This is a genomic window from Prevotella sp. AGR2160 (assembly GCF_000424185.1).
In the GTDB taxonomy this organism is placed as follows: Bacteria; Bacteroidota; Bacteroidia; order Bacteroidales; family Bacteroidaceae; genus Prevotella.
In genome coordinates, this window is record NZ_AUJK01000003.1 from 98,259 (window position 1) to 123,196 (window position 24,938).

Annotated in this window: 14 protein-coding genes; 6 read left to right on the forward strand and 8 right to left on the reverse strand. The window is 51.8% G+C overall.

The window, feature by feature from the left end:
• The first annotated feature begins 7 nt into the window (after positions 1–7).
• Positions 8–1,420: a glutamate synthase subunit beta gene (locus tag G604_RS0103280; RefSeq protein WP_028909308.1), complete on the forward strand. Its 1,413-nt coding sequence runs from the start codon at positions 8–10 to the stop codon at positions 1,418–1,420.
• 968 nt (positions 1,421–2,388) lie between these two features.
• On the opposite strand, the gene G604_RS0103290 is transcribed toward G604_RS0103280, so the two are convergent.
• The gene (locus G604_RS0103290; RefSeq protein WP_028909309.1) at positions 2,389–5,802 is read right to left on the reverse strand and encodes a glycosyltransferase; all 3,414 of its coding nucleotides are present in this window, start codon (positions 5,800–5,802) and stop codon (positions 2,389–2,391) included.
• 424 nt (positions 5,803–6,226) lie between these two features.
• Between G604_RS0103290 and G604_RS0103295 the strand changes: the two genes are divergently transcribed.
• The gene (locus G604_RS0103295; protein WP_028909310.1) at positions 6,227–6,652 is read left to right on the forward strand and encodes a hypothetical protein; all 426 of its coding nucleotides are present in this window, start codon (positions 6,227–6,229) and stop codon (positions 6,650–6,652) included.
• Here G604_RS0103295 and G604_RS0103300 read toward each other — a convergent pair whose 3' ends face one another.
• The 7 genes from G604_RS0103300 to G604_RS0103330 all read right to left on the reverse strand — a co-directional run bounded on the left by G604_RS0103300 (position 6,653) and on the right by G604_RS0103330 (position 18,738).
• Positions 6,653–8,131, reverse strand: coding sequence for a TolB family protein (locus G604_RS0103300; protein ID WP_410524364.1), 1,479 nt, complete (start codon positions 8,129–8,131; stop codon positions 6,653–6,655).
• Positions 8,132–8,134: 3 nt separating this feature from the next.
• Positions 8,135–9,913: a DUF6057 family protein gene (locus G604_RS0103305; protein WP_028909312.1), complete on the reverse strand. Its 1,779-nt coding sequence runs from the start codon at positions 9,911–9,913 to the stop codon at positions 8,135–8,137.
• A gap of 118 nt (positions 9,914–10,031) precedes the next feature.
• Positions 10,032–11,207, reverse strand: a complete 1,176-nt coding sequence (locus G604_RS0103310; RefSeq protein ID WP_028909313.1) for a hypothetical protein — start codon at positions 11,205–11,207, stop codon at positions 10,032–10,034.
• 30 nt (positions 11,208–11,237) lie between these two features.
• A complete protein-coding gene (locus tag G604_RS0103315) occupies positions 11,238–13,004 on the reverse strand; it encodes a RagB/SusD family nutrient uptake outer membrane protein (RefSeq protein ID WP_028909314.1) in 1,767 nt (588 codons plus the stop codon).
• Positions 13,005–13,015: 11 nt separating this feature from the next.
• Positions 13,016–16,279, reverse strand: coding sequence for a SusC/RagA family TonB-linked outer membrane protein (locus tag G604_RS0103320; protein ID WP_028909315.1), 3,264 nt, complete (start codon positions 16,277–16,279; stop codon positions 13,016–13,018).
• A gap of 364 nt (positions 16,280–16,643) precedes the next feature.
• Positions 16,644–17,846: a 1-acyl-sn-glycerol-3-phosphate acyltransferase gene (locus tag G604_RS0103325; protein ID WP_028909316.1), complete on the reverse strand. Its 1,203-nt coding sequence runs from the start codon at positions 17,844–17,846 to the stop codon at positions 16,644–16,646.
• A 100-nt stretch (positions 17,847–17,946) separates the two neighbouring features.
• On the reverse strand, positions 17,947–18,738 hold the full coding sequence (locus tag G604_RS0103330; RefSeq protein ID WP_028909317.1) for a DeoR/GlpR family DNA-binding transcription regulator: 792 nt from the start codon (positions 18,736–18,738) through the stop codon (positions 17,947–17,949).
• A gap of 337 nt (positions 18,739–19,075) precedes the next feature.
• Here G604_RS0103330 and glpA point away from each other — a divergent pair, with 337 nt between their 5' ends.
• The 4 genes from glpA (at position 19,076) to glpK (ending at position 24,926) form a co-directional block, all read left to right on the forward strand.
• Positions 19,076–20,704: an anaerobic glycerol-3-phosphate dehydrogenase subunit A gene (glpA, locus tag G604_RS0103335; protein ID WP_028909318.1), complete on the forward strand. Its 1,629-nt coding sequence runs from the start codon at positions 19,076–19,078 to the stop codon at positions 20,702–20,704.
• 22 nt (positions 20,705–20,726) lie between these two features.
• Positions 20,727–21,965, forward strand: coding sequence for an anaerobic glycerol-3-phosphate dehydrogenase subunit GlpB (glpB, locus tag G604_RS0103340; protein WP_028909319.1), 1,239 nt, complete (start codon positions 20,727–20,729; stop codon positions 21,963–21,965).
• A gap of 104 nt (positions 21,966–22,069) precedes the next feature.
• The gene (gene glpC / locus G604_RS0103345; RefSeq protein ID WP_028909320.1) at positions 22,070–23,323 is read left to right on the forward strand and encodes an anaerobic glycerol-3-phosphate dehydrogenase subunit GlpC; all 1,254 of its coding nucleotides are present in this window, start codon (positions 22,070–22,072) and stop codon (positions 23,321–23,323) included.
• A 115-nt stretch (positions 23,324–23,438) separates the two neighbouring features.
• Entirely contained in the window at positions 23,439–24,926 is a 1,488-nt protein-coding gene (gene glpK / locus G604_RS0103350; protein WP_028909321.1) for a glycerol kinase GlpK, read from the forward strand.
• Positions 24,927–24,938: the final 12 nt, after the last annotated feature.

Sequence of the window (24,938 nt, forward strand, 5' to 3'; positions counted from 1 at the left end):
CAAGACAATGGGAAATCCAAAAGCATTTTTAACGATACAACGCAAGGAGGCGGGATACCGTCCCATCAACGATAGAATTCACGACTTCAGTGAGGTTGAACAGACCCTGAACAGCAATGACCGCCGCCTGCAGGCCAGCCGTTGCATGGACTGTGGCGTTCCTTTCTGCCACTGGGCCTGTCCGCTGGGCAACAAGCCGCCTGAGTGGAACGACGCCCTTTACAAGGGTGACTGGAAACTCGCCTACGAGTTGCTGACCTCCACAAACGACTTCCCCGAATTCACCGGACGTATCTGCCCGGGACTCTGTGAGAAAGCGTGTGTGCTGAACCTCATGGAGCACGAGCCGACAACGAACCGTGAGGACGAGGCTGCCATCATCGAGCATGCCTTCCAGGAGGACTATGTGAAGCCGAACATCCCCATGCGTAATGGCAAGAAGGTTCTTGTCATCGGTGCCGGTCCTGCCGGTCTCTCCGCCGCTACCCAGCTCAACCAGATGGGTTATCTCGTGACCGTCATCGACGCCCGCGAGAATGCCGGCGGTCTGCTGCGCTTCGGTATTCCTAACTTCAAGCTCAACAAGGCCGTCATCGACCGCCGTATGGCCATCCTCCGCGAGGAAGGCATCGAGTTCAAGTTTGGCATCCGTGGCGTCTCCAAGACAGAGAAAGAGCATCAGCCCATTCAGAACGACCCGACGCTGGCCAACGACAAGATCGTGGTCATCGAGGATATGGCGAAGAAATATGATGCCGTCGTCGTCTCTACCGGTACGCCGACAGCTCGTGACCTTCCTATCCCCGGCCGTGACCTCAAGGGCGTCTATTTCGCCCTGGAGATGCTGAGCCAGGAGAACCGCGTCCTCGCCGGTGAGGATATCAAGAAAGAAGATCTCGTCAACGCCAAAGGCAAGAACGTACTCGTCATCGGTGGTGGTGATACCGGTTCCGACTGTATCGGTACGGCACACCGCCAGGGCGCCAAGAGCGTGACGCAGATTGAGATCATGCCGAAGCCGCCGGTGGGCCCCGAGGATCCGAAGAATCCGTGGCCGAACTGGCCGCGCACGCTGAAGACGACATCGTCTCACGAGGAAGGTTGTGTCCGCCGTTGGAATATCAACTCTTTGGAGTTCCTCGGCAAGGACGGCAAGCTCACAGGCGTGAAGGTACAGGAGATCACATGGGTACCGAACCCCGATGGTGGCCGTCCGCTGATGAAGCCGGCGAAAGAGCCGGAGATCATCAAGGCAGAGATGGTGCTCCTCGCCATGGGCTTCCTCCGTCCCCAGCAGCCGGAGTTCCCCGAGAACGTGTTCCTCGCCGGTGACGCCGCCAGTGGTGCCAGTCTCGTCGTCCGTGCCCTCGCCAGTGGCCGTAAGGTCGCTAAGGACATCGACACGTTCCTGAGCAAGTAAATAAAAGGTTGCAGAGCAGCAATACTGCAAGTAAGATACTGCCCTAAAAGTTGCCGGACCACAAACCGGCGACTTTTCCTATCAATTTCTATACAGGCAGCCAGAGCGGAACCTCAGTGGAGGTTCCGCTCATTTTGTTGTAATTAAGTAGAGACATGACACTTTTTTGACACCACAAAACTGTTCATATTGCCCACGGAAATCACGAACCGTAGAATCGCTCGCAAATACGAGATTCTCACGACATTTGCACAACGCTCTGATTATCAGTTTGATAATAATTCGTGCCCTTCTTACGACTCCAAATCTTACATAAATATCCGCATAACACTATAGAAACAGAGCCGGAAATCAATAAGTATGCAAATTTTCAATGGTATTTACGACTCATAAACACGGCATTTACGACCCGTATCTTTCGTAGATAATTTTCTAAACACGATGTTTACGAAATTTTCTCCGTTATTTGTCCTCGTCAAGTCCGAAAACCAGCCCGATTTCTTCTAGAACTAAAATTTTCCCGTAGAAAAATATGGGGTAAAAAACAGTCAGTGGGGAATAAAACTTACACAGAGAAAATAAGAAAATGTTGTCCTACGCGGATTCGAACCACGACTGACAGAACCAAAAACTGTAGTGCTACCATTACACCATGGGACAATTCTGGCTGCAAAGATAATACATTTTTATCTTTTGACCAAATTTTCGGGGGAATAATTGCTTATCCCCCACATACGTTAGTTGTGTTTGTGACAACAGTCACGAAAGCCCTCTCGTGAAGGGCCTTTTCAGGTAGAGTTGAGTGGCATGACCACTGATGATCACGCCGTTTTTATAATGATGAGAAGTGTTATCTTGATTTGCGGGTGCAAAATTACAACATTTTCTCAATTTCTGAAGAAATTAAAGACGTAAAAAATGTTAAGATTTTTACAGGGCCGCCACAAGGGACGGCCCCTGCAATAGGATCAGATATTCTTCACCGTTCCCGTGCGTTTCAGCACGCCCCACTGTTGCAGTTCGCCCTTGATGGCTTTCAGGTAACTGCGGAAGAGAACGACGTACATGATCCAACGATAGCAGAGACGCTGGGGAATGATCCACAACAGGCTCCACAGATGTTCGTGCTCGTAGACATACGCCATGATGGAGATGCTCGCGTCGACGATGAGGAAGAGACAGTAGTAAAGCAATACCTTTCCGATATTTCCCGAAAACAGTCCCACGATCATCAACAGATCAGCGATCGGCGAGAACGTCGGGATGATGAACTGGAACAACAGCATGTTCGGCAGCGCCCACATGCCGAGGCCTTTATAGCGGCGTTTGAACATCTCCCCACGATGTTTCCAGAATGTCTGCATGATACCGAAGCACCAACGCGTACGCTGTTTCATAAACTGTCCGAGTTTCTCCGGCGCCTCCGTGAGGGCAATGGCGTGGTTCTCATTGCCGATGACATAACCGGCTTTGAGGATGCGCATGGTCAGATCGCAGTCCTCGGCAAGCGTATCCGTCGTCAGTCCACCGGCATCGAGGATCGCCTTGCGGCGGAAAGCGCCGATGGCACCGGGGACGACGGTGATGGCATTGATAGCGGCATAAGCCTGACGGTCGAAGTTCTGACTCGTCGTATATTCGATAGCTTGCCAATAAGTCAGCATGTTCACCTTATTACCTACCTTCACATTACCGGCCACAGCACCCACACGGCCTTCCTTATCGGCGAAGAAATGGCGCATAAGGAGGCTCACGGCATTATGATAAAGCTGTGTGTCGGCATCGATGCACACGACGAAGTCAGCTTTCGTATGCGAAATACCATAATTCAGCGCCGATGCTTTTCCGCCGTTCGGTTTCGTGAGCAACTGCATCTTCGGATGGCCCTTGAACGCCTGGGTCACTTTCTCATAGGTATGATCCTTACTGCCGTCATCGACGAAGACGATGTCGAAGTTTGGATAGTCCTGCTTGAGCAGGTTGTTGAGCGTATTGACGACGTTCACCTCCTCATTATAGGCCGGCACGATGATCGACACCAGCGGAGCCTCAGCAGGGATATTGTTTGGCAGGGCAAGGTTCTGCTTATGCTCCTTGATGACGAGCGCCAGCATGAAGAGCAAACGACCGATGCCGAGGACGAGGAAGACGATGAAGAGAGCATTGATAAAATAACCGAGATAATAGACGCCCTCTGCCAGCGTGAGGTTCGCCTGCATGGCGTAATATTCCTGTCCCTTATCGATATCGGGCATAAGCACGGCCTTACTCTTATGGAGATACTGCGGCAGCGTGATGAACTTGTAGCCGCGGGCCTCCAGGGTATCGATGATGCGCGGCAGTGCCTTCAGCGTCTCCTTTCGCGTCGTGCCACCGGCATCATGGAGCAGGATGATATGCCCGTTGCCGTTCTCCACGCCCTTGATGACACGCTCATAGATCTGGTCGGCCTTGACACCCGGCTCCCAGTCCTCCGGATCGATGCTCTCACCGACATCGAGGTAGTTCTCGTTGCGGGCCTCGATGAGCGGCAGCAATTCGTCACGCCCCGACGGATCACTGTCGGCATTATACGGCGCACGGAAAAGAATGGTGGTATGACCGGTGATACTCTCGATGAGCAGACGCGTCAGCCGCAGTTCCATGAACGTACGGCGCGGAGTGCACTCGGCGATATTCGGATGGTCGAAGGTATGGTTGCCGATGATATTCCCGGCATCGAAGACCTTCTTGACAATCGGCAGGTTCTTCTCGATATTCACGCCGACCATGAAGAAGGCGGCGTGAAGGTGATGTTTCTCCAATATCTTCAGCACCTGCGGCGTCCAACGGGCGTCAGGGCCATCATCAAACGTCAGCAACAGTTCTTTCGGACCACAGCTGCCGAACTTCTGCAATTCATAAGACGTCGGGATCGTCGTATAGTCCTCGTCGGCGATGAGGACATCATCATTATCCATATCGATATGACAGCGGCCGTCTTTCGGCGTACCGATCAAGTCGAGGACTTCACCCTCGCCGATATAGTTGGCAGAATGGTTACCGGGGAGATGCTCAAGGGTACCGATGGGCAGACGGGCCGCCATCGTCTTCACGAGGTCCTTATGATAGAACGACCAAAGACGACTGTCCTCGGTGCCGAGGCGCCATACGGCGAAACCGGCGAGACCATAGTCACAACCGAAGCGCATGGTGTTGAAATTTGTGGCGGCATCATTGAAATAGACCTCATGCTTTACATTGCGGTCGTCATAATAAGCATAGTTGAGTCCATAGCTGTCCTCGTCGAACGTAATCTTGTCCCCACTGTCGGCCGCCGTGGAGATAGCGTCATGATAGGATACGCTCTGGTTGTTGTCGCCCTTCGCCGTCCAGTCGTAGCCATAGGCGGCCATACAGAGCACGATCTTCTCGTTGGGGATCTTCGCGGCGATAGCATCGACACTCTTCTCGATGAACTGCTGCGAGGAGATGTCACCGGGCCTCGAGAGACTGTTATGCTCATCGTAAGCCATGAGGAAGAGGTAGTCATTGTATTTAGCCAGTTCCCTGACATCATAATCCTCATTGTCGGGCATGATATCCTGCGTGAGGTAGAGATTATTGCTATGGAAGGCATCGGAGAGCTGACGGACAAAGGCCGTGAGCGTGCTGTTGTCGTTATCCGTCAGTTCCTCAAGGTCGAGGTTCAGTCCGGCGAAATGGTTCTTCTTACAGAGCGTGAGGAGATTCTGGATCAGCGCTTTCGTGCGACGGGGATTATGCAAGATCTTCTCAATGCCCTGCGCACGGAACTCTCCGTCCCAGGCATTCGTCAGCATCGGCATGATCGGCACACCGGCACGGCGCATCAGCGACAGGCCTTTGCCGTCGATCTTCGACTCTACCTTCAGCGTCTTCGGGTTGATGAAGAACCACTCGGGAAGGACGAGGTTCATCTTCGAAATACCTTGTTTCAGGGACGCGTACGACTGTGGATCCCACGTGACATAGAAGCCGGCACGGATACCGGCTGACATCTGCGTCCAACTGTCGATATTCTTATACTCCGCAGAGCCTTTCTGTCCGGCAAAGCGGTTGATCTTTTTCAATCCCTGCTGTTTCCATTTCGCATAGTTCTCATGGGCTTTCTCTGTCTCGAAGAACTTTCGGAAGCCTTTATACTCCTCGGCCATCTTGTTATGCCGCATGAACGGCTTGTCGGCGGAGAGGGCACTTCGGAAACTGTCGTGGAACGGGAATCCCGGCGCACGGTCTACAAAGAGCATCGTGATAAACACAGCAACGAGCAGTACAATGATCGTGAGCAGGGTGCTGACAGTGAGCTTAAATCTGTTCCAGCGTGACTTTGAGTCCGTCTGGAACACTTGTCTTTCCTTCATTTTATCCTAAATACAATCAACTTCGGTTAACATGTCGCCTTGCGGAACATAATAAATTATGTCCCTACAACTGAGGCAATGAATCATGTCCTTTTTCCGGCGGCAAAATTACAGAAAAAACATGTTCGTCAGCATTTTTCACCGCATTATTAACGATGTTTACACATTGCCACCGTAGGGTGCGGCCCTTGTGGCCGTCCTCAATTCAATTGCAAGGGCCGTCCCTTGTGGCGGCCCGTCGGCGATAACGCCGAACGATCCTATGCCCTCTCGAATGCCGTTCCGGCATCGGGCCGCCACAAGGGACGGCCCCTGCAAAAGGATAAAATTATGATGCCACAAAATTACAAAATTATTTCTTAATGATCCTACGCTCTTCTAAAAAAATTCTGTATATTTGTGCACAAATAGAAAGGACAAAACTATGAAGAAGATGATGATTCTCGCGGCATCACTGCTGGTGGCAATGACGCTGCACGCACAGAGCAACCGCACTGTTGAGACCCAGCGCGATCAGTATGGACATATCACGGGCACGGCGGAGACAACGACTGACAGCCGTGGCAACCAAACGACGGTCTATAAGGATCAGTACGGACATATCACGGCACGCAGTGAGACGCGCCCATCGTATAACGGCTCCACGACAACGACCTACAAGGATCAGTATGGTCATATCACGGGCACGAGCAACACGCGCCCGTCCTACAACGGCTCTACGACAACAACCTACAAGGACCAATACGGCCATATCACCGGCAGCAGCGAGACGCGCCCGTCATACAACGGTACGACCACAACTTATAAGGATCAGTACGGCCATATCACGGGCACGAGCACGACGAGATAATTATTTCACGACCGTCGGGATGCGCTTATCGGAAAGGATGCTCCTCCCGGCGGCACGCTCATCGAACTTGACTTTGCGGGCCGTGAAATCGGGTGTGTTGTAACTATCCAATAAACGGTCATAATACTCCGCGGGATGGCGCTGGGGTAATAGGAACGGTTTACTGATATGTCCCTTGTCGTCGATGCTCGCCAGATAAAGGCGAGTATAGAGGCCATTCTCACGGCGCGACGTGAAGACAAACCAGTGACTGTTGGCGCTCCAGTTATGCCAGCTGTCCGTATTCTTGCTGTTGCACTCCGTCATCGGACGGGCTTTTCCCGTACGAAGATCGAACAGCCAGTTATCAGCCTCTTTATGCCAAATGGGAAAACAACCATAATCACTCAACGTAAACATGATATAACGACCGTCATAGGACGGACGCGGATGATTCGCGCTCTTCCCGATCTGTCGGGCGTTGAAGATCGTATCAACACGGCCGACGGTCTTTCCCGTCTTCGGATCGAAGCCCACCCGACAGAGATTATACCGGATATTCTTATAATGTGCCGGAATATCCCACGCTTGTGAAGAGACGAAATAAAGCGTACGACCATCGGGAGAGAACACGGGATAATTCTCGTAATGATCCTTCGTCATCACCGTCGGATTAAGAACAATCTCATGGGTGGAAGGATGATAGATCAAAATATCTGAACTCTGGTCAAACACCTCAATACGCTCGCTGCGTACGGCATGGAAGCTCTGGTGCGTCTGATTCGTACTGTAAGCGACCCATTGGCCTGACGGATGCCAGTAAGGATAGACCATAGAACCGTGGAGGGAGTCGTTCTTCGCCTGCAGCCATTCATCCTTTCCGTCATGATGGATCAGTGTGGCACCATGATCGCCGCGAACATGGAAGGTGAACTGCGACGGATTAGTACGGTTGGACGTATGACAGTTGACGCAGGCACCAGGGGCGGCGGTATTCTCAAAGATCGCCGTTTCATCAAAGTTACTCAAGTCCCGCTGATAGATTCCCATCATGCCATAGACCTCGTAACCTGGAGCGATACGACGGTAGGTAAGTCCCCAGTCGCCGAGAGCGTAAGGGCTGACAGTCATCGTGAAGTCACGGAATTGCTTCCACTGTCCGTCCTGTTCCACACAGACGGTAAACGTCAGTTTTCCACCTTTGTTCTGGGCCGTCAGGGCGTGCCAGTCGTCGACATCAAAATCGACATCTTCACCATTCGTATGCAGTTCTCCACCCTTGCTGCCTTTCACCGTGACATCGATACAGTCGTAACTGCCTCCGGTGAAGTCAAAATCCATCGGCGCAATCTCAGCAGGGATAGTCACGCCGGCATAGTCGGGATAGATCGCCGGTAGTGTGTCCACTCTCGTGACATTCTCCGGCGTCGAGGAACAGGCAGCCAGCAACAGTGCCGTAACACCGGCTGCCAGATATTTCATATATTTCGTTTTCATCATGAATTAATATATCGCTTTACTCTTTTCTTTCTCGGGCCGCAGCTGGACCTTTACGAGCATATAGCTCCAGAAAGTATTGCCAAGGGGCGGCGTAATCAAAGACGGATCCTTTTTGTTGCGCATATACGTTTCGATAAACTGCGCCATGGCCTGCTGCCACTGCGGATCAATACTGTAAGGCATACCATCGAAACTGTTATGCTTCTGTGTCCAGTCGTAGAGCAGGCCCTGCTGGATGGCGTATGGGATATGATCCGTATAACCGGCAAAACGACCGATAGGATAATAGGCCATAAACTTCTGCATATTCCGGTTGACGAGCTCGCAGGCCATCAAATATTCGTAGGCATTCTTATTCTCGTGACAGTGGCTGAAGAGGAGACCAAGCATCTGGTCCATTTCCGTATCACTGAAGAGATAATCCTTGGTCACACGATAGCGGCGCAACTTCCCATAGACGGGATCGGCATTGATGAGATTCTCATGCCCCAACAGAGCTAACTGACGGTTGGCCCATGCACTATAGAATAAGGTATGCTGAAGTTCATGAAGCAGTTTCTCGGCCACAGCGTAATGACCATTGATGATCTCACAGGCGATGATACGCTGTTCCAAACGACCACTGCGACGGAAATTAGGGATGGCCTGCTGGGCCTCAAACATATATCGTTCGGCATCATTGACCATACCCAGGGAATAGAAGATCTCCCCCGTAGAGACCGGTGAAAGCATATCACGCGTGAACGGTGGGAAGAGGCCCTCTTCCCCATTCTGATAGAACTCGAAGAGGCGGTCGCAGAGCTGGCCTTGCTGACTGAGCGCAAAGTTGACACAAGAGACACCGAGCGGCGTCGTCGGTTGTTGCTTCTCCGCCTTGCTGATAATCTTGTCCCAGGCATGGACACGCACGAGATAGTCGTACTCGACCATCTGATGCTCAAGGTTATTGTAACTATAGAGAATGACGGCAGCACCACCGAAGAGGAACACCATATATTCCAGAAGTACCACCCATATCTTACGAGTCTCCTGCAACAGACTGACGACCACGGGCCACACCGTCACAAGGATCATCATGAAGATCTGGCCCAGCGGCACATAGGCGGGATAACGATAATAGTTAAGTCCACCGAACAGCCGGTAGAGGGGTTCGGGACGGAACTGAGCGATGATGAGAATCACCGCAACGGCATAGATAAAAGTAAAAAGGTAAAAAAGTAAAGAATGAAAATCACGGAAGAGACCGTAGAAGACGAGCATGAGCGTCACGGGACCGAAGAGCCAGTAACCGACGGACTGGGAAAGGACCATGAAGATTACCCTTGCCGTACGTGTGGACAGACGACAGTAAAGGACCATCAGTGCCATCACAGCAATCAAAGAAATGAGGAATGACGGCAACACATGTACGTCACTCATATACCAGAGCATGGCAAGGGCCGGGATAAAGGTCAGCGGATACCAGCCTTTCCGCATGCCGTTTTGTCGGCATAGACAAGCCGTCAGTTGCTGGAAGGTCCAGAACAACAGCGCCGTCAACAAGGCACCCAAGACATAAAGATAGTTGAACTGGGTGATAAACTCGGCAATATAGTCGCTCAGGCCGCCGGGGGCAGCGAGACGGCTACAGAAATAGGAGGGGGTGAAAAGGAACAGCTGATACTGTTCCTGAAAACTCAAGTCGCTGACACCCCAAAGGGCAAAGAAAGCAAAGATGAGCAGGGCAAAGATCACCGAAGAGAGGAAATCAGTATGCCGAAAGACGGACAGCGTTTTTTTCATTTTAGGCCATGCTTATAAAGTTACTCTGCAAAGGTAAACAAAAAATCGCAAAGGACAAAAAAACACGGGGGCTCCGCAGGTAAAAAGAGCCCCCGTGCAATATTATGGAGAAGAGATTTTATTTCTTCACGACGAAATGCCAGAAGGTACCCTCACCACTCGGAGTGGTGTGCTGGGCACGGATATAAAGATCGGTATCCGTCACCTTCGTGATCTCGAAGTTGTGGCACTCCTTGTAGTTCTCGTTGATAAGGTACGGGAATACAATGTTGCCGGCTCCACTCGTGATGAGATTGCAGATGACATTCGTATTTGCGTTGCGCGTAGAGAAGTCGAGCTTGAAAGTACCTGTACCACTCTTGTCACCACGGGTGTTGCTCTCATCGTCAATCGTCGTGGTCAGCGTGCCGTTCTTCCAGGAGAACGTCATCTCACCGTAGGAACCACCCTGACCCGTTACATCAGTTGTCCACCAACTGCCTGCGGCATCGGTGCTGGCACCGTTACCCCAGTTGTTGCCTTCAGAGAGAACCCAGGTCTTCGTATTGTCAGCCGTAGAGGCATCCTTCGGGTCACAACCGGTGATGAGCTGGATCTCTGCCGGTGCCTCCGTATAGGTCTTGGCGGTATAAGAGCCGAGATCGTAGGTCTTCGTGTTACCAGCGGCATCCATGATATCCACAGTGAGCTCCTGCGGAGTGTCAATACTGTAGGTCGTCAGCGAGCCGATGTTCTTGTCGAGGGTCGTAGAGCCCCAGTGGAAGGTGCAGAGCACAGGGTTGACATTGCTGACAATGTTCAGCTTGTTGCCAAGCTTGCCATTGGCATCCTTGTCCTGCTCCACCTTGATCAGACTCTTGTCGAAGGTACGGCCAAAATGATCGGGCGCACCCGTCTGACCGACACACAGACGTGTCTTGAGCTCATCCGTAAGATAGGTAATAGTATCCACCTGAACGGTAAGGTCCTTCTCTGCCGGCGTGCCACCGGTATTGGTGGTGAGACACTTGACAGTGTTCTGACCGAGCTTCGTGAAATAGATCGTTGCATCGGAAGATACCGTGTTGGTCGTATTCTCGATCAACTGGTCAGCCTGCCAGTAGACATTCGTCGGAGAAGAGCAGACAACATGTACCTGGTTGGAGTTCTTGCCATCCACCTGGACCGGCGTGGCAGAGACCTGCAGCTGGTCGGCAGAGACATCGCTCCATTCTGAACCGCCCTCAATGTCGGACGGGTTGCATGATGCCAGTGCCAAGGCGAGCAGAGGCGCAGCAAATAATATCTTTTTCATACTTAGATAGCTTGTTAAACGTTTGACTCTTTACCAGCCCTGATACTCAGAACTGTTGTCCCATCCGGGATTCTGCTCAACACTACCCAGGGAGACCTGGTTCTCCGGCATCTTGAAGAAACCGGCAGTAGCATTGTAACGGGCAGCATAGCCTCCATTATGGGCCGTATTCTTCGCAGCCTTGCCACAGTAGTAGATCGGCTGGTTGTTCTGTGCCTCCAGAGCGGCGGCAGCGATATGCCAGCGACGAATATCATTCCAACGGACACCCTCAAAGGCCAACTCATGACGGCGCTCGTTCTGAAGAGCCTTCAGCGAGTAGGCTGCGATCGGTGCCAGACCGGCACGGGCGCGGACCGTGTTGATACCACTGACATTCTCCTCCAGCTCACTCTGCATCAACAGGACATCGGCGAAGCGGATCAGCACGAGGTCGTGGATGTTATCGAGCTGCATGTTATTACCATAACCGCCGCTCAGACCACCTTTATCTCCGTACATGATATCCTCGAAACAGCAGACATATTTGCCGTCACTGGTCTTGGCGCTGACAGGAGCAAGCTTCTTCTCAAAGTAGTCTGTCTCCTGAACGAAATCACTCCAGCCACCTTTCTTATAAGCCGGGAGCTTGTTGACATCTTGAATGGAAGCCTCCAGACGCGGGTCGTTGGGCTCATCAGCCTGCCATTCCTTCACGAGGTTCGGAGCGACAGGACCGGCACCCCAGCCCTGACCGAAGGGGAATGTATTGGCATAATCCTGACCACCACGGATACCGAAGTGGAGGGCATAACCATTCGCGTAACCAATCGTCGTGCTCCAAGAAGAGAGCTTGTTGAACTTAATGGCGAACATCGACTCGGGGTTGTTGTCGGAAGCTGCCGTCTCATCATTCTCTACCCATTTCAGGCCCTGACCTTTGGTATAAGAATAGTCCTCAACGGTACACCGGTTCGTATAAGCCCAGAGGTTACGATAGTCGGGAACGAGAGAATAGCCGGACTGCGTGACACAGGTATCGATGCAGTCGCAGACCATCTTCTTCGTCAGCGTCGTACCGTTAGGCAGGGCAACCTCTTCCAACGGTTTGTATGTCGTACTGGTGAGATCCTTCAGCTCAGTACCATTGCCATACATGCCGGTATAGAACAGCCAGGCACGACCGAGCATAGCCTCAGCGGTATACTTGTCGACATGACCGTCGTTGCGGCGCTTGGCCGGGAGATACTTGGTAGCAGCATCATATAGATCCTGCAGGATCTGTCCCCAGAGGACCTTCACGTCACCCTGTTTGATCACCTTACCGGTAGCCTCTGTCATCAAAGGCACATTGCCGTACATAGAGGCAAGCTCATAATGATAGAAAGCACGGAGGAAGAGGGCTTCTCCCATATCAGTATTACGGACACTCTCGCTGAGCGTCTTAATATTTGGCAGGGCAGCGATGAGACCATTGGCACGCGAGATGCCGGCATAGCGGTCTTTCCAGAACTGCTCCGTCATATTCTGGTTATAGTTACAGAGCAGATCCTCAGCCTGCATAAGCTTATCATTGGTACCGCCACCGCCAAGGTTATCATCACTGGCGAGCATGGAGACGTAGAAGAAAGACGCCTGCGGTGTGGCGGAAACTTGGTTCAGGTTCTCATAGATGGCAGCAAGAGACGCCGTGGCATCTTCCTCCGATGCCGGGAACTTGTCACCGGTAGCCTCCGTGATATCATCGGCATCAAGGGAGCAGGATGCCAGCGTGAGGCTTACCGTTGCTGCGGACAACAGATATAATAGCTTTTTCATTGATTCAGTTTTTAGAATTTAACATTGACACCGATGAGATAGGTACGCGGAGAAGGATAGTTGCCGACATCGACACCCGTCACCCAAGGCTCACTGCTGTTGAGAGCCATACCGTTCTCAGGATCCATACCATCGTAACCGGTGATGGTGAAGAGGTTCTGTGCGGTGACATAGAGGCGGAGCTGCTGGAACGGGCAGGACTTCCAGATATTCTTGAAGTCGTAGCCGAGCGTAATATTCTGCAGACGGAAGTAAGAAGCGTTCTCGCAATAGATATCGGAGATCTGCTGCCAGTTAGGACCGGTGTTACCCGGAGCCAGACGCGGATACTTGTTGGAGGTACCCTCACCATGCCAGTACTTGTACACCTCTGTGGTGTAGTTCTCATACTGTCCATCGGTGAACTTACGCCAGGAGCGCATCACCTGCTGACCTAAAGCGCCATAGGTCGTCACACTGAGGTCGAAGCCCTTGTAACCGACGTTGAAACTGAAGCCCATCGTCACATCGGGGTTCGGATCACCGAGCTCGGTCTTATCCTCTGCCGTGATCTTGCCATCGCCGTTGACATCGACAAACTTCAGATCACCCGGCTTGATATCAGAGCCCTGGAGAGAGTTGGCAGCATCGCCACCGCAGTTCTTATCGAGATAAGCCTGGACATCAGCAGCATTCTGCATGACACCCTCTGTCTTATAGCCATAGAAGTAGCCAATGGGATGACCTTCCTCCATACGGGCCATGATACCCGTGTTCTGAGCCAAGAGGTCATTACCACCTTCATTGTAGTGGTTGGCATTCTTGATCTCCGTAACCTTATTGCTGTTGTAGGCCATATTCCAGTTCACGCCATAGGTGAAGTCCTTACCGATACGGTCGTTCCAATTCAGAGCGAGCTCGAAACCAGTGTTACGGACACTACCGGCATTCTGCCACTGGGTAGAGAAGCCGGAGGTTCCCGGGATCTGAACCTGCACAAGCAGGTCCTTGGTCTTCTTGTAGTACCAGTCGAACGTAGCGCCTAAGCGGCCGTTGAGGAAACGGGCATCCAAGCCGAGGTCAGTCTGCTCACTGGTCTCCCAAGTCAGATCCTCATTGGCCAGACGGCTGAGGTAAGCACCCTGCGTGGCACTCTCCTTAGTATTATCGAAGGAATAGTAACCGAGGTCACCATAAGTATAGGTAGCGAGATAGCCGAAGGCATCACCGATATTCTTGTTACCGTTCTGACCCCAGCCGGCGCGGAACTTCAGGAAGTCAAGCCATTTGGCAGTGGGCTCCATAAACTTCTCATTGGAGATCACCCAACCTGCGGAGAAGGAGGGGAAATATCCCCAGCGATGTCCCTTGGCGAAACGGGAAGAACCATCAGCACGAAGGATGGCGCTGAACATGTAAGTCTCGTTGTAGTCGTAGTTGATACGGCCGAAGTAAGAGTTGGCCGTCTCATCGGTGTAAGGAACACCCGTGACGGTGGCGGCACCATTACGATCCTTCGTCAGAGAGAGGTAGCCGTGAGTGAAGTCACCATAGATACTGTTGGTGGCCATACCAGTGAGGCTCTCTCCCATTCCCGGACGCGTCTGGTAATATTCCGTACCAATCAAGGCATCGAAGTGGTTGTCCTTGATATTGAACTTATAGTTCAACGTATGCTGCATACTCCAGTTCCAGCCCAGACCAGCCTGTTGGTTGGTCTCATCGGTCGTGCGGAAACCATCCTTATTGGTCGTGTTGGCGCTGTAGATGGGGAGGAAGTAACGATAAGAATAAGAGTTCTGGCTGTAGTTGACCTGTCCACGATAGACAAGGCCCTTGATCGGCTGAATCTCAATGTAACCAATGGCATTGAGGTTGAAGTTCCGACTCTTGTTGTTGGCGCTCTGACTGTTGACGAGCTGATAGATCGGGTTCAGCGTGTAAGAGTTATAGTTCATCCAGCCTGCCGTACCGGAATTCTTCAGATCATCGGAATCGAAGTAATTACCGTCGGCATCGTAGATAGGCACACAGGGGTTAGCACGCAAGGCGGTGGAGAGCACGTTGCTGTACTGGTTACCAATCTGAATACCCTGTTTCTCACGATGCTGGAAATAGACATTCTCACCAAACTTCACGACATCGAGACCTTTGTCATTACGATAGATGACATGCTCGGAGTTCAAACGGAAGGTGAAACGACGGAAGTCAGACTTGGCATATTGACCACCAAGAATACCATCCTGATACTGATAGCCGACACCCGTAGAGAACTTGCTGCGGTCACTACCACCCGTGACATTGATAGCATGGTTCGTAGTGATGGCATTCTTGTTGCGAAGGGCATCAAGCCAGTTGGTACCGGGATTCGTACCATTCCGGTAAGCCTCCAAAAGATCGGCATCAATATATTTTGACCAGTCGTAGGCACTGCCACCATTGTTCATGGCCACCATGTCCTGAACCTGCATATACTGCTTGGCATTGAGGAGCTGAGGAATCTTGTACATGTTCTGCCAACCGATGTTACCATCGTAGCTGACCTGTACACGGCCCTGCTTACCTTGTTTCGTGGTGATCAAGATGACACCATTGGCACCATTGGCACCGTAGATGGCAGCAGAGGCGGCATCCTTCAAGACATCGATACGCTCGATATCGGCAGGGTTGAGGTTGTTGATATCGCCACCGGCAACACCGTCGATGACATAGATAGGTTTCGTGTCACTGTTCGTACCAGCACCACGGACGGCAACCTTGAAGCCGTCACCCGGCTGACCGGAGACAGCGGTGATGTTCACACCCGGCGTCTGGCTCTGCAGGGCTCCGAGAACCTGCGTGGTGTTCAACTTCTCGATGTTGTCACCCTTGACCTCGACAGTAGCACCCGTGACCAACTTCTTCTTCTGAACACCGTAACCGACGACGACGACATCCTCGAGGGTCTTGTCGTCAACCTTCATCGTTACGTTGATCTCATTCTGATTACCTACAGGAATCTCCTGCGTCTTGTAACCAATGTAAGAGACGACAACGGTGGCTCCTTGCGGAACATTCAACGTAAAGTTACCATCCAGATCCGTGACGGTACCGTTCTTCGGATTACCCTTCTCAACGATACTGGCACCGATGACAGGACCATCAGCATCAACGATGTGACCCTTGATTTGCTTGGACTGCTGAACAGTCTGAACAGCCTGAAGGGGAGAGGCAGCGAAGACATAGGGTGAGTAACCTAGTCCCAATGCAGTGCATGCACCCATCATCAAAGCTGTTTTTCTGATTTTTAGATCCATACTAGTTCTGTTTAAGTTATTAGATGTTGAATATCTTCTCGATTGTTACATCTGTTATATATATTGTTGATTTTAGTTCTGATCGTATTGTTGTAGCGTAAGGTCGGTTAAGACTTTATGGTTTTGTCGACTGCAAAGATATGGCATTAAATCAAGAATCTTTAATCTTTTCTTAACAAAAACTGACTCTTTCTTGCCAATTTTACAAAAATGCCCCCTTTTAGAAACATTTCAAACCCACACAAATCGGCATTTGTAAAGTCAAGAGAACAAAAAGTAGGGACATGATTCATCATGGCCCGCCAGAATTGCGGATCGTGATGAATCATGCCCCTACGATTGTGGAACATGATGAATCATGCCCCTACTTTCCAAAGGAGAACTTGCTCAGCAAATTGCGCAGCCGACTGTTCTCTTCCTCACGGGCCGTGAAGAAATTCTTGGCCGGATAGGCGTACATCGTCAACAGACAGTTCTGCAGGAACGGCACATCCTTATTCTCCATATTGATCTTCGCCAACTGACCGGCGATATACTGTTCGAAGCGCATCTTATCCTTCTTCGTGTACATATCGTCATGGTCTTTGTTGCCTTCCAGTAGATCTAAAGCAACATAGTTGTTCGGATACAGACGGTAATTACGATGGATCTCATGATCAATGTGCTTAGCGATGGCATCGAAGAGCTTATTCTTCGGTTGGGTAAGGTCGAGCTTCTTCAACCAGTCATCGATACACGGCGCGCACTTGTAGTGGACATGGCCCTTATAGCCCTTGATACCCGTCATCATGCTCTCGATATCATCCTCTGCCGTCTTCTTCCAGAACGGCACGTCACGCTTGAGCTGGAACTCACGGGCCTTCAGATAGTCACAGGGATCAAACTCATAGGAGATAGCCAACGGGACAATATGCAGATCGACGAGACGGTCAATGATCGTGCCTTCACCTCCCATGACCATCATCTTCAGAATGGCCGGCTGTGTGAGGTCATTGCTGTCCTTAGCACGGCCCTGACGCTGGGCAATCCAAATATTCTCCTTCTTCTGCTTGACGGCGAAGTGCATATACTCCGACATACGCTTGCTCGCCCGCAGCATCTCACTGCTGTGGAGGGCACGCTCAACGGTGAAACTCTTGTTGATGCGCACGAGGTCTTTCACCCATGGAATCGTGAGCAGATTATCACCGATGGCAATCTCACACGTCGTGGAGAAGCCGACATCGAGCAACAGCTTGTCGAGGAAAGCTGAGTCGAGAACGATGTCACGGTGGTTGCTGACAAAGGTATAACGATGGGTGATGCTGATGGCAGAGGCATCCATGTCACACCCCAGTGTAGCACGCTGGACAAGGCGCTGCAGGAAAGGATAACAGAATGCCTTCTGGAACTCCAGATTCGTCTTGCAAGCCTTCATCTTGGTGGCAATATCTTCCAACTTCTCTCCGGGATAGAGGTAAGCAAGGGCTTTCTGAAACTGTGGATCAGCAAGCAGCCGGTCATAGACTGTTGCCAACTCCTCCGGCTCGAAAGGCCGGATAGGATCAAACTCTGAGGGAATATTCATTGTCGTTAAGAATTTTAGTCGCTATTTCTTTTTTTATTAATGATCGCTATAGACTTCTATAAGGAGCAATAGATCTCTTATATATAAATAGGTGTAAGCTTTAAATAACCCCCGTCGGCAGGCCTTGATTTTGGGCAATGATCAGTTCAATGCCCATCTCTTCAATACGGGTATGGTCATTATCCTTGATATGGCTGTCGGTGATGATCATGTCTACATCCTCCATATTGCAGATCTTCGCGAACCCTCTGCGATGGAATTTAGAACTGTCGGCAAGAACAATGATCTTCTGCGACACCGACATCATCTTTTGATTCAGATGAGCCTCACGGAGATCCGTCGTTGTCAGACCGAAATCAAGATCTATACCGTCAACACCCATGAAACATTTCGTGAAGGCACAATGGTCAAGGAAGGCTTCGGCGGAAGGACCGACGACACTATGACTGCTGTGGCGGAGCGTACCGCCGAGCTGGACAATATCGATATTCTCCTGATTGGCAAGTACCATACTGGCTTGCAGAGAGGCCGTGATCACCGTAAGGTGATGATCCGTACGGATACAGTGGGCAAAAGCATGGATTGTCGTACCCGATGCCAGACAGATGGAGTCATCGGGGCCTATAAACTTTGCTGCCTCCATGCCGATGGCATATTTCTCCTCGGGATTTAATTTTTCCTTCACATTCACCGAACGGTTGGCTGCAAAAGGATTGATGGCAATGGCCTTGCCATGGCTGCGGTAGAGCAACCCCGCACGCTCCATCTCTGTGAGATCCTTGCGGATCGTCACGAGGGACACGTCGAGTTGTTCAGCCAGTTCCGTCACAGAGACGGACTCCGCCTTCAGCAACTGCTCCTGTATGGCCTGATGTCTTTCTTCTTTCGTCATAGTCCTCTTTATCTAAGGCAAATATACGCTTTTTTCTTCAAACGAGGAGCGCCTATAAGAATATTTTACTTAAAATTAACGAAACATATTTCGTTTCGAAACTGCCATCATTATTATTAGCAAGGAATATCTTTACAAAATCAAAAATACAAGTAGACGAACTTGGTAAACACACGGAAATAGGGGGATTTTTAGTTAACAGAACTTTCAAACGCCAGATATTTATATAATTTACGTTAACAAACAAATAAATACGGCTCATAATTTTGTTTCGAAAGAGATTTTGCCTATCTTTGTTGCGAAAAGAAAATTACTACAATTCAAAACTTCAAACAATATGGACCAGATATTTCAACAGGAATACGATGTGATCATCATCGGCGGCGGTATCACAGGAGCCGGCACAGCCCGCGACTGCGCCCTGAGAGGATTAAAAGTGTTGCTCGTAGAGAAACGGGACTTCACCAATGGAGCTACCGGCCGTAACCACGGTCTTCTCCATAGTGGTGCGCGCTATGCTGTCACCGATCAGGAAAGCGCACGCGAGTGTATCCGTGAGAATCAGATCCTGCGCCATATCGCCAGCCATTGCGTAGACCCCACCGACGGCCTCTTCATCACACTCCCCGAAGACAGTCTCGACTATCAGAAGACCTTCGTAGAGGCTTGTGGCAACGCCGGTATCCGTGCGCAGGTGCTCTCTCCCGAGGAAGCGCGCCATATTGAGCCGGCTGTCAACCCCGATCTCATTGGTGCCGTCCGTGTCCCCGACGCCTCCATTGATCCTTTCCGGCTCACGACAGCCAACATCATCGATGCCAAGCGGCACGGCGCAAAGGTCCTCACCTATGAGGAAGTGATAGGTTTCATCACGGAGAATGGCACCGTCAAGGGTGTCCGTCTGCGCAACAACCACAATGGTGAGGAGCACGAGGTTCACAGCCGTCTCGTCATCAATGCCGCCGGTATCTGGGGACATCTTGTAGCCCAGCTCGCCGGTGTACAGATAAATATGTTCCCGGCCAAAGGCACATTGCTTATCTTCGGTCACCGTGTGAACCACATGGTCATCAACCGTTGCCGTAAACCAGCTAATGGCGATATCCTCGTTCCCGACGATGCCGTCTGTGTCATCGGTACAACAAGTGACCGCGTTCCCTTCGACCAGATTGACAACATGTACGCCACGCCTGAGGAAGTAGATCTGCTCATCCGTGAGGGCATGCACCTCGCGCCTAGCCTCGCTACGACACGTATCATCCGTGCTTACGCAGGTGTCCGTCCCCTCGTTGCCTCCGATAATGACCCGTCGGGCCGCAGCATCAGCCGTGGCATCGTTGTCCTCGACCACGAGAAACGAGATGGTCTGAAAGGTTTCATCACCATTACAGGTGGAAAGATGATGACTTACCGACTGATGGCAGAAAAAGTGACCGACCTCGCTTGTGAGAAACTCGGCGTGAAGAAAGCCTGCACAACTGCCGTCACGCCACTGCCGGGCTCTGAGGAGAGTCAGGATGTCGTGAAACGACAGGTAGAGAGTGAGCATGATCCACTGACAACACTCACGAGCCGCCTCGCCGAGACCGGCCGTCACGGTACCTTCGTCAAGGATATTCCTCATGACAGCATTGAAGACCGCGCCCTCGTCTGCGAATGTGAGGAGGTGAGTGTCGGTGAGGTGAAGTTTGCCATTGACAAACTACACGTACATACCATTAATAATCTCCGGCGCCGCACGCGCATCGGAATGGGTACGTGCCAAGGTGAGCTCTGTGCCTGTCGTGCTGCCGGTGTCCTCTGTCAGCTTGGACATACGAAGCCGCAGGCCGGTCTTGCTGATCTCCGCAGTTTCATGCAGGAGCGCTGGAAAGGCATGCAGCCTGTCGCCTGGGGTGACACGCTGAAAGAGAACCAGCTGACGCAGAAGATCTATCAGGAACTCTGTGGACTGAATGAACAATAACCTTTGACAAAACGCAACTCTTATGAAATACGATACTATTATAATAGGTGGCGGCCTCAGTGGTCTGACCTGTGGCATCAACCTTCAGCAGAAAGGCAAGAAGGTGATGGTCATCAGTGGTGGACAGAGCAGTCTGCATTTCAACAGCGGTTCCTTCGACCTCCTGGGCTATCAGGATGGTGCTGTAGTTGCCAATCCTTTCGATGCCATCAAACGGTTGCCAGAGACGCATCCTTACCACCACGTGAAAGATATGGAGGCTGCCGCAGAAGCAGCAAGGAAACTGCTGACAGAGGCGGGCATCGAGACCGTCGATGCCGACGGCAAGACCTCCGGTGTCTGCACGCGCAACCACTTCCGTCTCTCCCCCATCGGCAAGCTCATTCCCGCCTGGCTGACCCAGAAAGGAATGTTCACCGTCAACGACCCCAAGGAACTCGAAGGCAAGAAGATCTGCGTGATGAATATCACGGGATTCCTTGACCTTCCCGTTGCTTTCGTCGCCGAGAACCTGAAGAGCTATGGTGCTGACATCACCGTCAAGACGTTCACCACGCCGCTCCTCGAGAAAGCACGCCGCAGTCCCTCGGAGATGCGTGCCACGAATATCGCGAAATATCTCTCTGATGATCATCATATTGAGGAAGTAGGGGCAGCGATCAAGGAAGCAGTGCCACAGGCGTGTGACCTGATGCTGCTCCCTGCTGTCCTCGGCATGGGAAATGATCATACGAGCAACCAACTCATACAACAATTGTCTGTACCCACATCCTTTATCGCTACCCTGCCGCCCTCTGTGCCCGGCACGAGGGTACAGACGCTGTTGAGACAGAGGTTCCAGCACCTCGGCGGTGTCCTTCTGCCCAATAACACCGTCAACGAGGCCTCCTGGAATCAGAACCATCTGGAAAGTGTTCGTACGGAAGAGTTGGAAGAGACAACACTGGCAGCTGACGAGTTTATCCTCGCTACAGGTTCCTTCCTCGGCGGTGGACTTCACTCTGACTACGAAGGCGTGTCAGAATCTATTTTCCATCTCGACGTCGATGCTTCCCAGGAGCGCAAGGACTGGACTGCCGGCCAGCTCTTTGACCGGCAGCCCTATCAGTCCTTCGGTGTCCGCACAACGCCGGACCTGAAGGTGCTGAAAGAGAGCAAGCCTATCGACAATGTCCGTGCCATCGGATCCATCCTCAGCGGCAACGACCCACGCCAGCAAGACGCCACGGGTATCGACCTGCTCACGGCCCTGACCCTATAAATCCGCTGTTAGGACGGCCACAAGGGCCGCCCCTACCCATAAAGAAAGTCTATCGCGAGTTATAGAAATCTATTGCGAGCTATCAAAATAAAAAGAAGAAAACTATGCTTGACCATATCCAACTCAAAAATATCAGTGCCCACGCCTACGAGCAGTGCTTGAAGTGCAGCATCTGCACCGTCTACTGCCCCGTGTCGGCTGTAGAGCCCAACTACCCCGGTCCGAAACATGCCGGTCCGGATCTGCTGCGCTATCGTCTGAAGGATCCCGACTATTTCAATGAGACCCTGAAACTCTGTCTGAACTGTAAGCGTTGCGAAGTCGCTTGTCCCCACGGCGTAAAGGTCGGCGATATCATTCAGGAGGCACGCATCCAGTACAGCCACCACAGTCCCAGTCTGCGTGACCGCATGCTCGCCAACACTGATTTCGTCGGTTCCATGGCGACGATGGTAGCCCCACTGACAAACTTCTTCCTCGGTCTGAAGCCTGCGAAATATGTTCTCGACCGTATCATGAAGATCGATGAGCACCGCCAGTTCCCTGCCTACAGCGGACAGAAATTTGAGACCTGGTTCCACCGTCATGCCGAGAATGACCAGCGCAACTTCCATCGCTTCGTCGGTTATTTCCATGGCTGCTATGTCAACTACAACTTCCCGAAACTCGGTCAGGACTTTGTGAAGATCATGAACGCCTGTGGCTATGGTGTTCATCTCCTGGAGAAAGAGAAATGCTGTGGCGTGGCACTCATCGCCAATGGTCTCTCTTCCCAGGCAAAGCGACAAGGAGAGGTCAACATGGCATCCATGCGCAAGTCCATTGATGAAGGCAACGAGGCCGTCCTCACCACGAGTTCCACTTGTACCTTTACGATGCGTGATGAATATAAGGACCTGCTGAAGATCAATAATGACGGTGTGCGCAGCCATCTCATGCTCGCCACGCGTTTCCTCTGTCAGCTCATCGACGAAGGAAAGATCAAACTCGCTTTCCGAAAGGACTTCCATAAGAAAGTGGCCTATCATACCGCCTGCCACATGGAGCGCATGGGCTGGGCCGTCTATTCTATCCGCTTGCTGCAGATGATTCCGGGTCTAGACCTCACTGTCTTAGAGAGTCAGTGCTGCGGCATCGCCGGCACCTATGGATTCAAGAAAGAGAACTACGAGCGGTCACAGAAGATCGGTGCTCCCCTCTTCAAGCAGATCAAGGACGTTAACCCACAGTGTGTCGCCACTGACTGCGAGACCTGTAAATGGCAGATTGAGATGTCCACGGGCTATCCAGTTGAGAACCCTATCTCTCTCATCGCCGATGCCCTTGATGTCGAAAAGACCAAAGAACTCAATAAATAGGGAATCTCTCCCACCCCTCCCCAACAGGGGAGGGCTAACAAAGGGAAATGATCTATCATAAATCGATATACGATCAAAATAAATTAAACAACCAACAACTAAACAAACTTAAACAATGAAAAAGTACATCCTTGCACTCGACCAGGGAACAACGAGTTCCCGCGCCATCGTCTTTGACCACAATGGTCAGATCTGTAGCGTCGCACAGAAAGAGTTCACCCAGTATTTCCCGAAGCCGGGATGGGTAGAGCATAACCCCAATGAGATCTGGTCCTCCGAGGCTTCCGTCATCGCCGAGGCCATCTCCGCCATCGATATCAACGGTCTCGACATCGCTGCCATCGGTATTACCAACCAGCGTGAGACCACTATCGTATGGGATGTTGATACCGAAGAGCCGATCTATAACGCCATCGTCTGGCAGGACCGCCGTACAGCAGAGTTCTGTGACAAGCTGAAAGCTCAGGGCCTCGTCGATAAGATCCGCGAGAAAACGGGTCTAATCATCGATGCCTACTTCAGTGGTACGAAGATCAAATGGATCCTCGACAATGTTCCCGGTGCCCGTGAGCGTGCTGAGAAAGGCAAGCTGCGCTTCGGTAATGTCGACTCCTGGCTCGTCTGGCGTCTGACCCGTGGTGAGGTTCACTGCACCGATGTCACCAATGCCAGCCGTACGATGCTCTTCAACATCCATACCCTGCAGTGGGATGATGATCTGTTGAATCTCCTCGGCATCCCCCGCAGCATGATGCCGGAAGTCAAGTCTTGCTCTGAGGTATACGGTCACACGAAGACCACGATCTTCGCTCACGAAGTACCTATCGCCGGTATTGCCGGTGACCAGCAGAGTGCCCTCTTCGGACAGATGTGCCTCACGCCGGGATCCATCAAGAATACTTACGGCACCGGTTGCTTCGTCATGCTGAATATCGGTGACAAGCCGATTCTCTCCAAGAACAACCTGCTCACCACCGTCGCGTGGAAGATTGGCGATAAGGTGAAATACGCCCTCGAAGGTTCCATCTATGTCGGCGGTAGTGTCGTACAGTGGCTCCGTGACGGCCTCGGCTTCATCAAGAGCAGCAGTGAGGTGGAAGAACTCGCTTCCTCCGTTCCCGACAGTGGCGGTGTATACTTCGTTCCTGCCCTCACCGGTCTTGCCGCTCCTTACTGGGATCAGTATGCCCGCGGCACCATCGTAGGTATCACCCGTGGTACGACACGTGCACATATCGCCCGTGCAGCCCTCGACGGTATTGCTTTCCAGACCTATGATATCGCTCAAGCCATGTCAAAGGATATGGGTGCTCCGCTGACAGAGCTGAAGGTTGACGGCGGTGCTTCCCGCAACAACCTCCTCATGCAGTTCCAGGCTAACATCCTCGGCATCCCCGTTGTCCGTCCGAAGATCACAGAGACGACAGCCCTCGGTGCTGCTTACCTCGCTGGTCTCGCCGTCGGTTTCTGGAAGGATATCGATGAGATCAAGAGTCAGTGGCAGGTAGAGCGTACCTTCGAGCCAGTTCCCGAGAATGAGGAGATCAAGCAGGCCAAGGCCGGCTGGGCTGATGCTATCCAGAGAACGCTGACGCATAAATAAAAAGCCTCACCC

Excerpts from the sequence above, each read along its gene's own strand:
- G604_RS0103280 (WP_028909308.1), top strand. The coding sequence starts at position 8 with ATGGGAAATCCAAAAGCATTTTTAACGATACAACGCAAGGAGGCGGGA.
- G604_RS0103290 (WP_028909309.1), bottom strand. The coding sequence starts at position 5,802 with ATGAAGGAAAGACAAGTGTTCCAGACGGACTCAAAGTCACGCTGGAAC.
- G604_RS0103295 (WP_028909310.1), top strand. The coding sequence starts at position 6,227 with ATGAAGAAGATGATGATTCTCGCGGCATCACTGCTGGTGGCAATGACG.
- G604_RS0103300 (WP_410524364.1), bottom strand. The coding sequence starts at position 8,131 with ATGATGAAAACGAAATATATGAAATATCTGGCAGCCGGTGTTACGGCA.
- G604_RS0103305 (WP_028909312.1), bottom strand. The coding sequence starts at position 9,913 with ATGAAAAAAACGCTGTCCGTCTTTCGGCATACTGATTTCCTCTCTTCG.
- G604_RS0103310 (WP_028909313.1), bottom strand. The coding sequence starts at position 11,207 with ATGAAAAAGATATTATTTGCTGCGCCTCTGCTCGCCTTGGCACTGGCA.
- G604_RS0103315 (WP_028909314.1), bottom strand. The coding sequence starts at position 13,004 with ATGAAAAAGCTATTATATCTGTTGTCCGCAGCAACGGTAAGCCTCACG.
- G604_RS0103320 (WP_028909315.1), bottom strand. The coding sequence starts at position 16,279 with ATGGATCTAAAAATCAGAAAAACAGCTTTGATGATGGGTGCATGCACT.
- G604_RS0103325 (WP_028909316.1), bottom strand. The coding sequence starts at position 17,846 with ATGAATATTCCCTCAGAGTTTGATCCTATCCGGCCTTTCGAGCCGGAG.
- G604_RS0103330 (WP_028909317.1), bottom strand. The coding sequence starts at position 18,738 with ATGACGAAAGAAGAAAGACATCAGGCCATACAGGAGCAGTTGCTGAAG.
- glpA (WP_028909318.1), top strand. The coding sequence starts at position 19,076 with ATGGACCAGATATTTCAACAGGAATACGATGTGATCATCATCGGCGGC.
- glpB (WP_028909319.1), top strand. The coding sequence starts at position 20,727 with ATGAAATACGATACTATTATAATAGGTGGCGGCCTCAGTGGTCTGACC.
- glpC (WP_028909320.1), top strand. The coding sequence starts at position 22,070 with ATGCTTGACCATATCCAACTCAAAAATATCAGTGCCCACGCCTACGAG.
- glpK (WP_028909321.1), top strand. The coding sequence starts at position 23,439 with ATGAAAAAGTACATCCTTGCACTCGACCAGGGAACAACGAGTTCCCGC.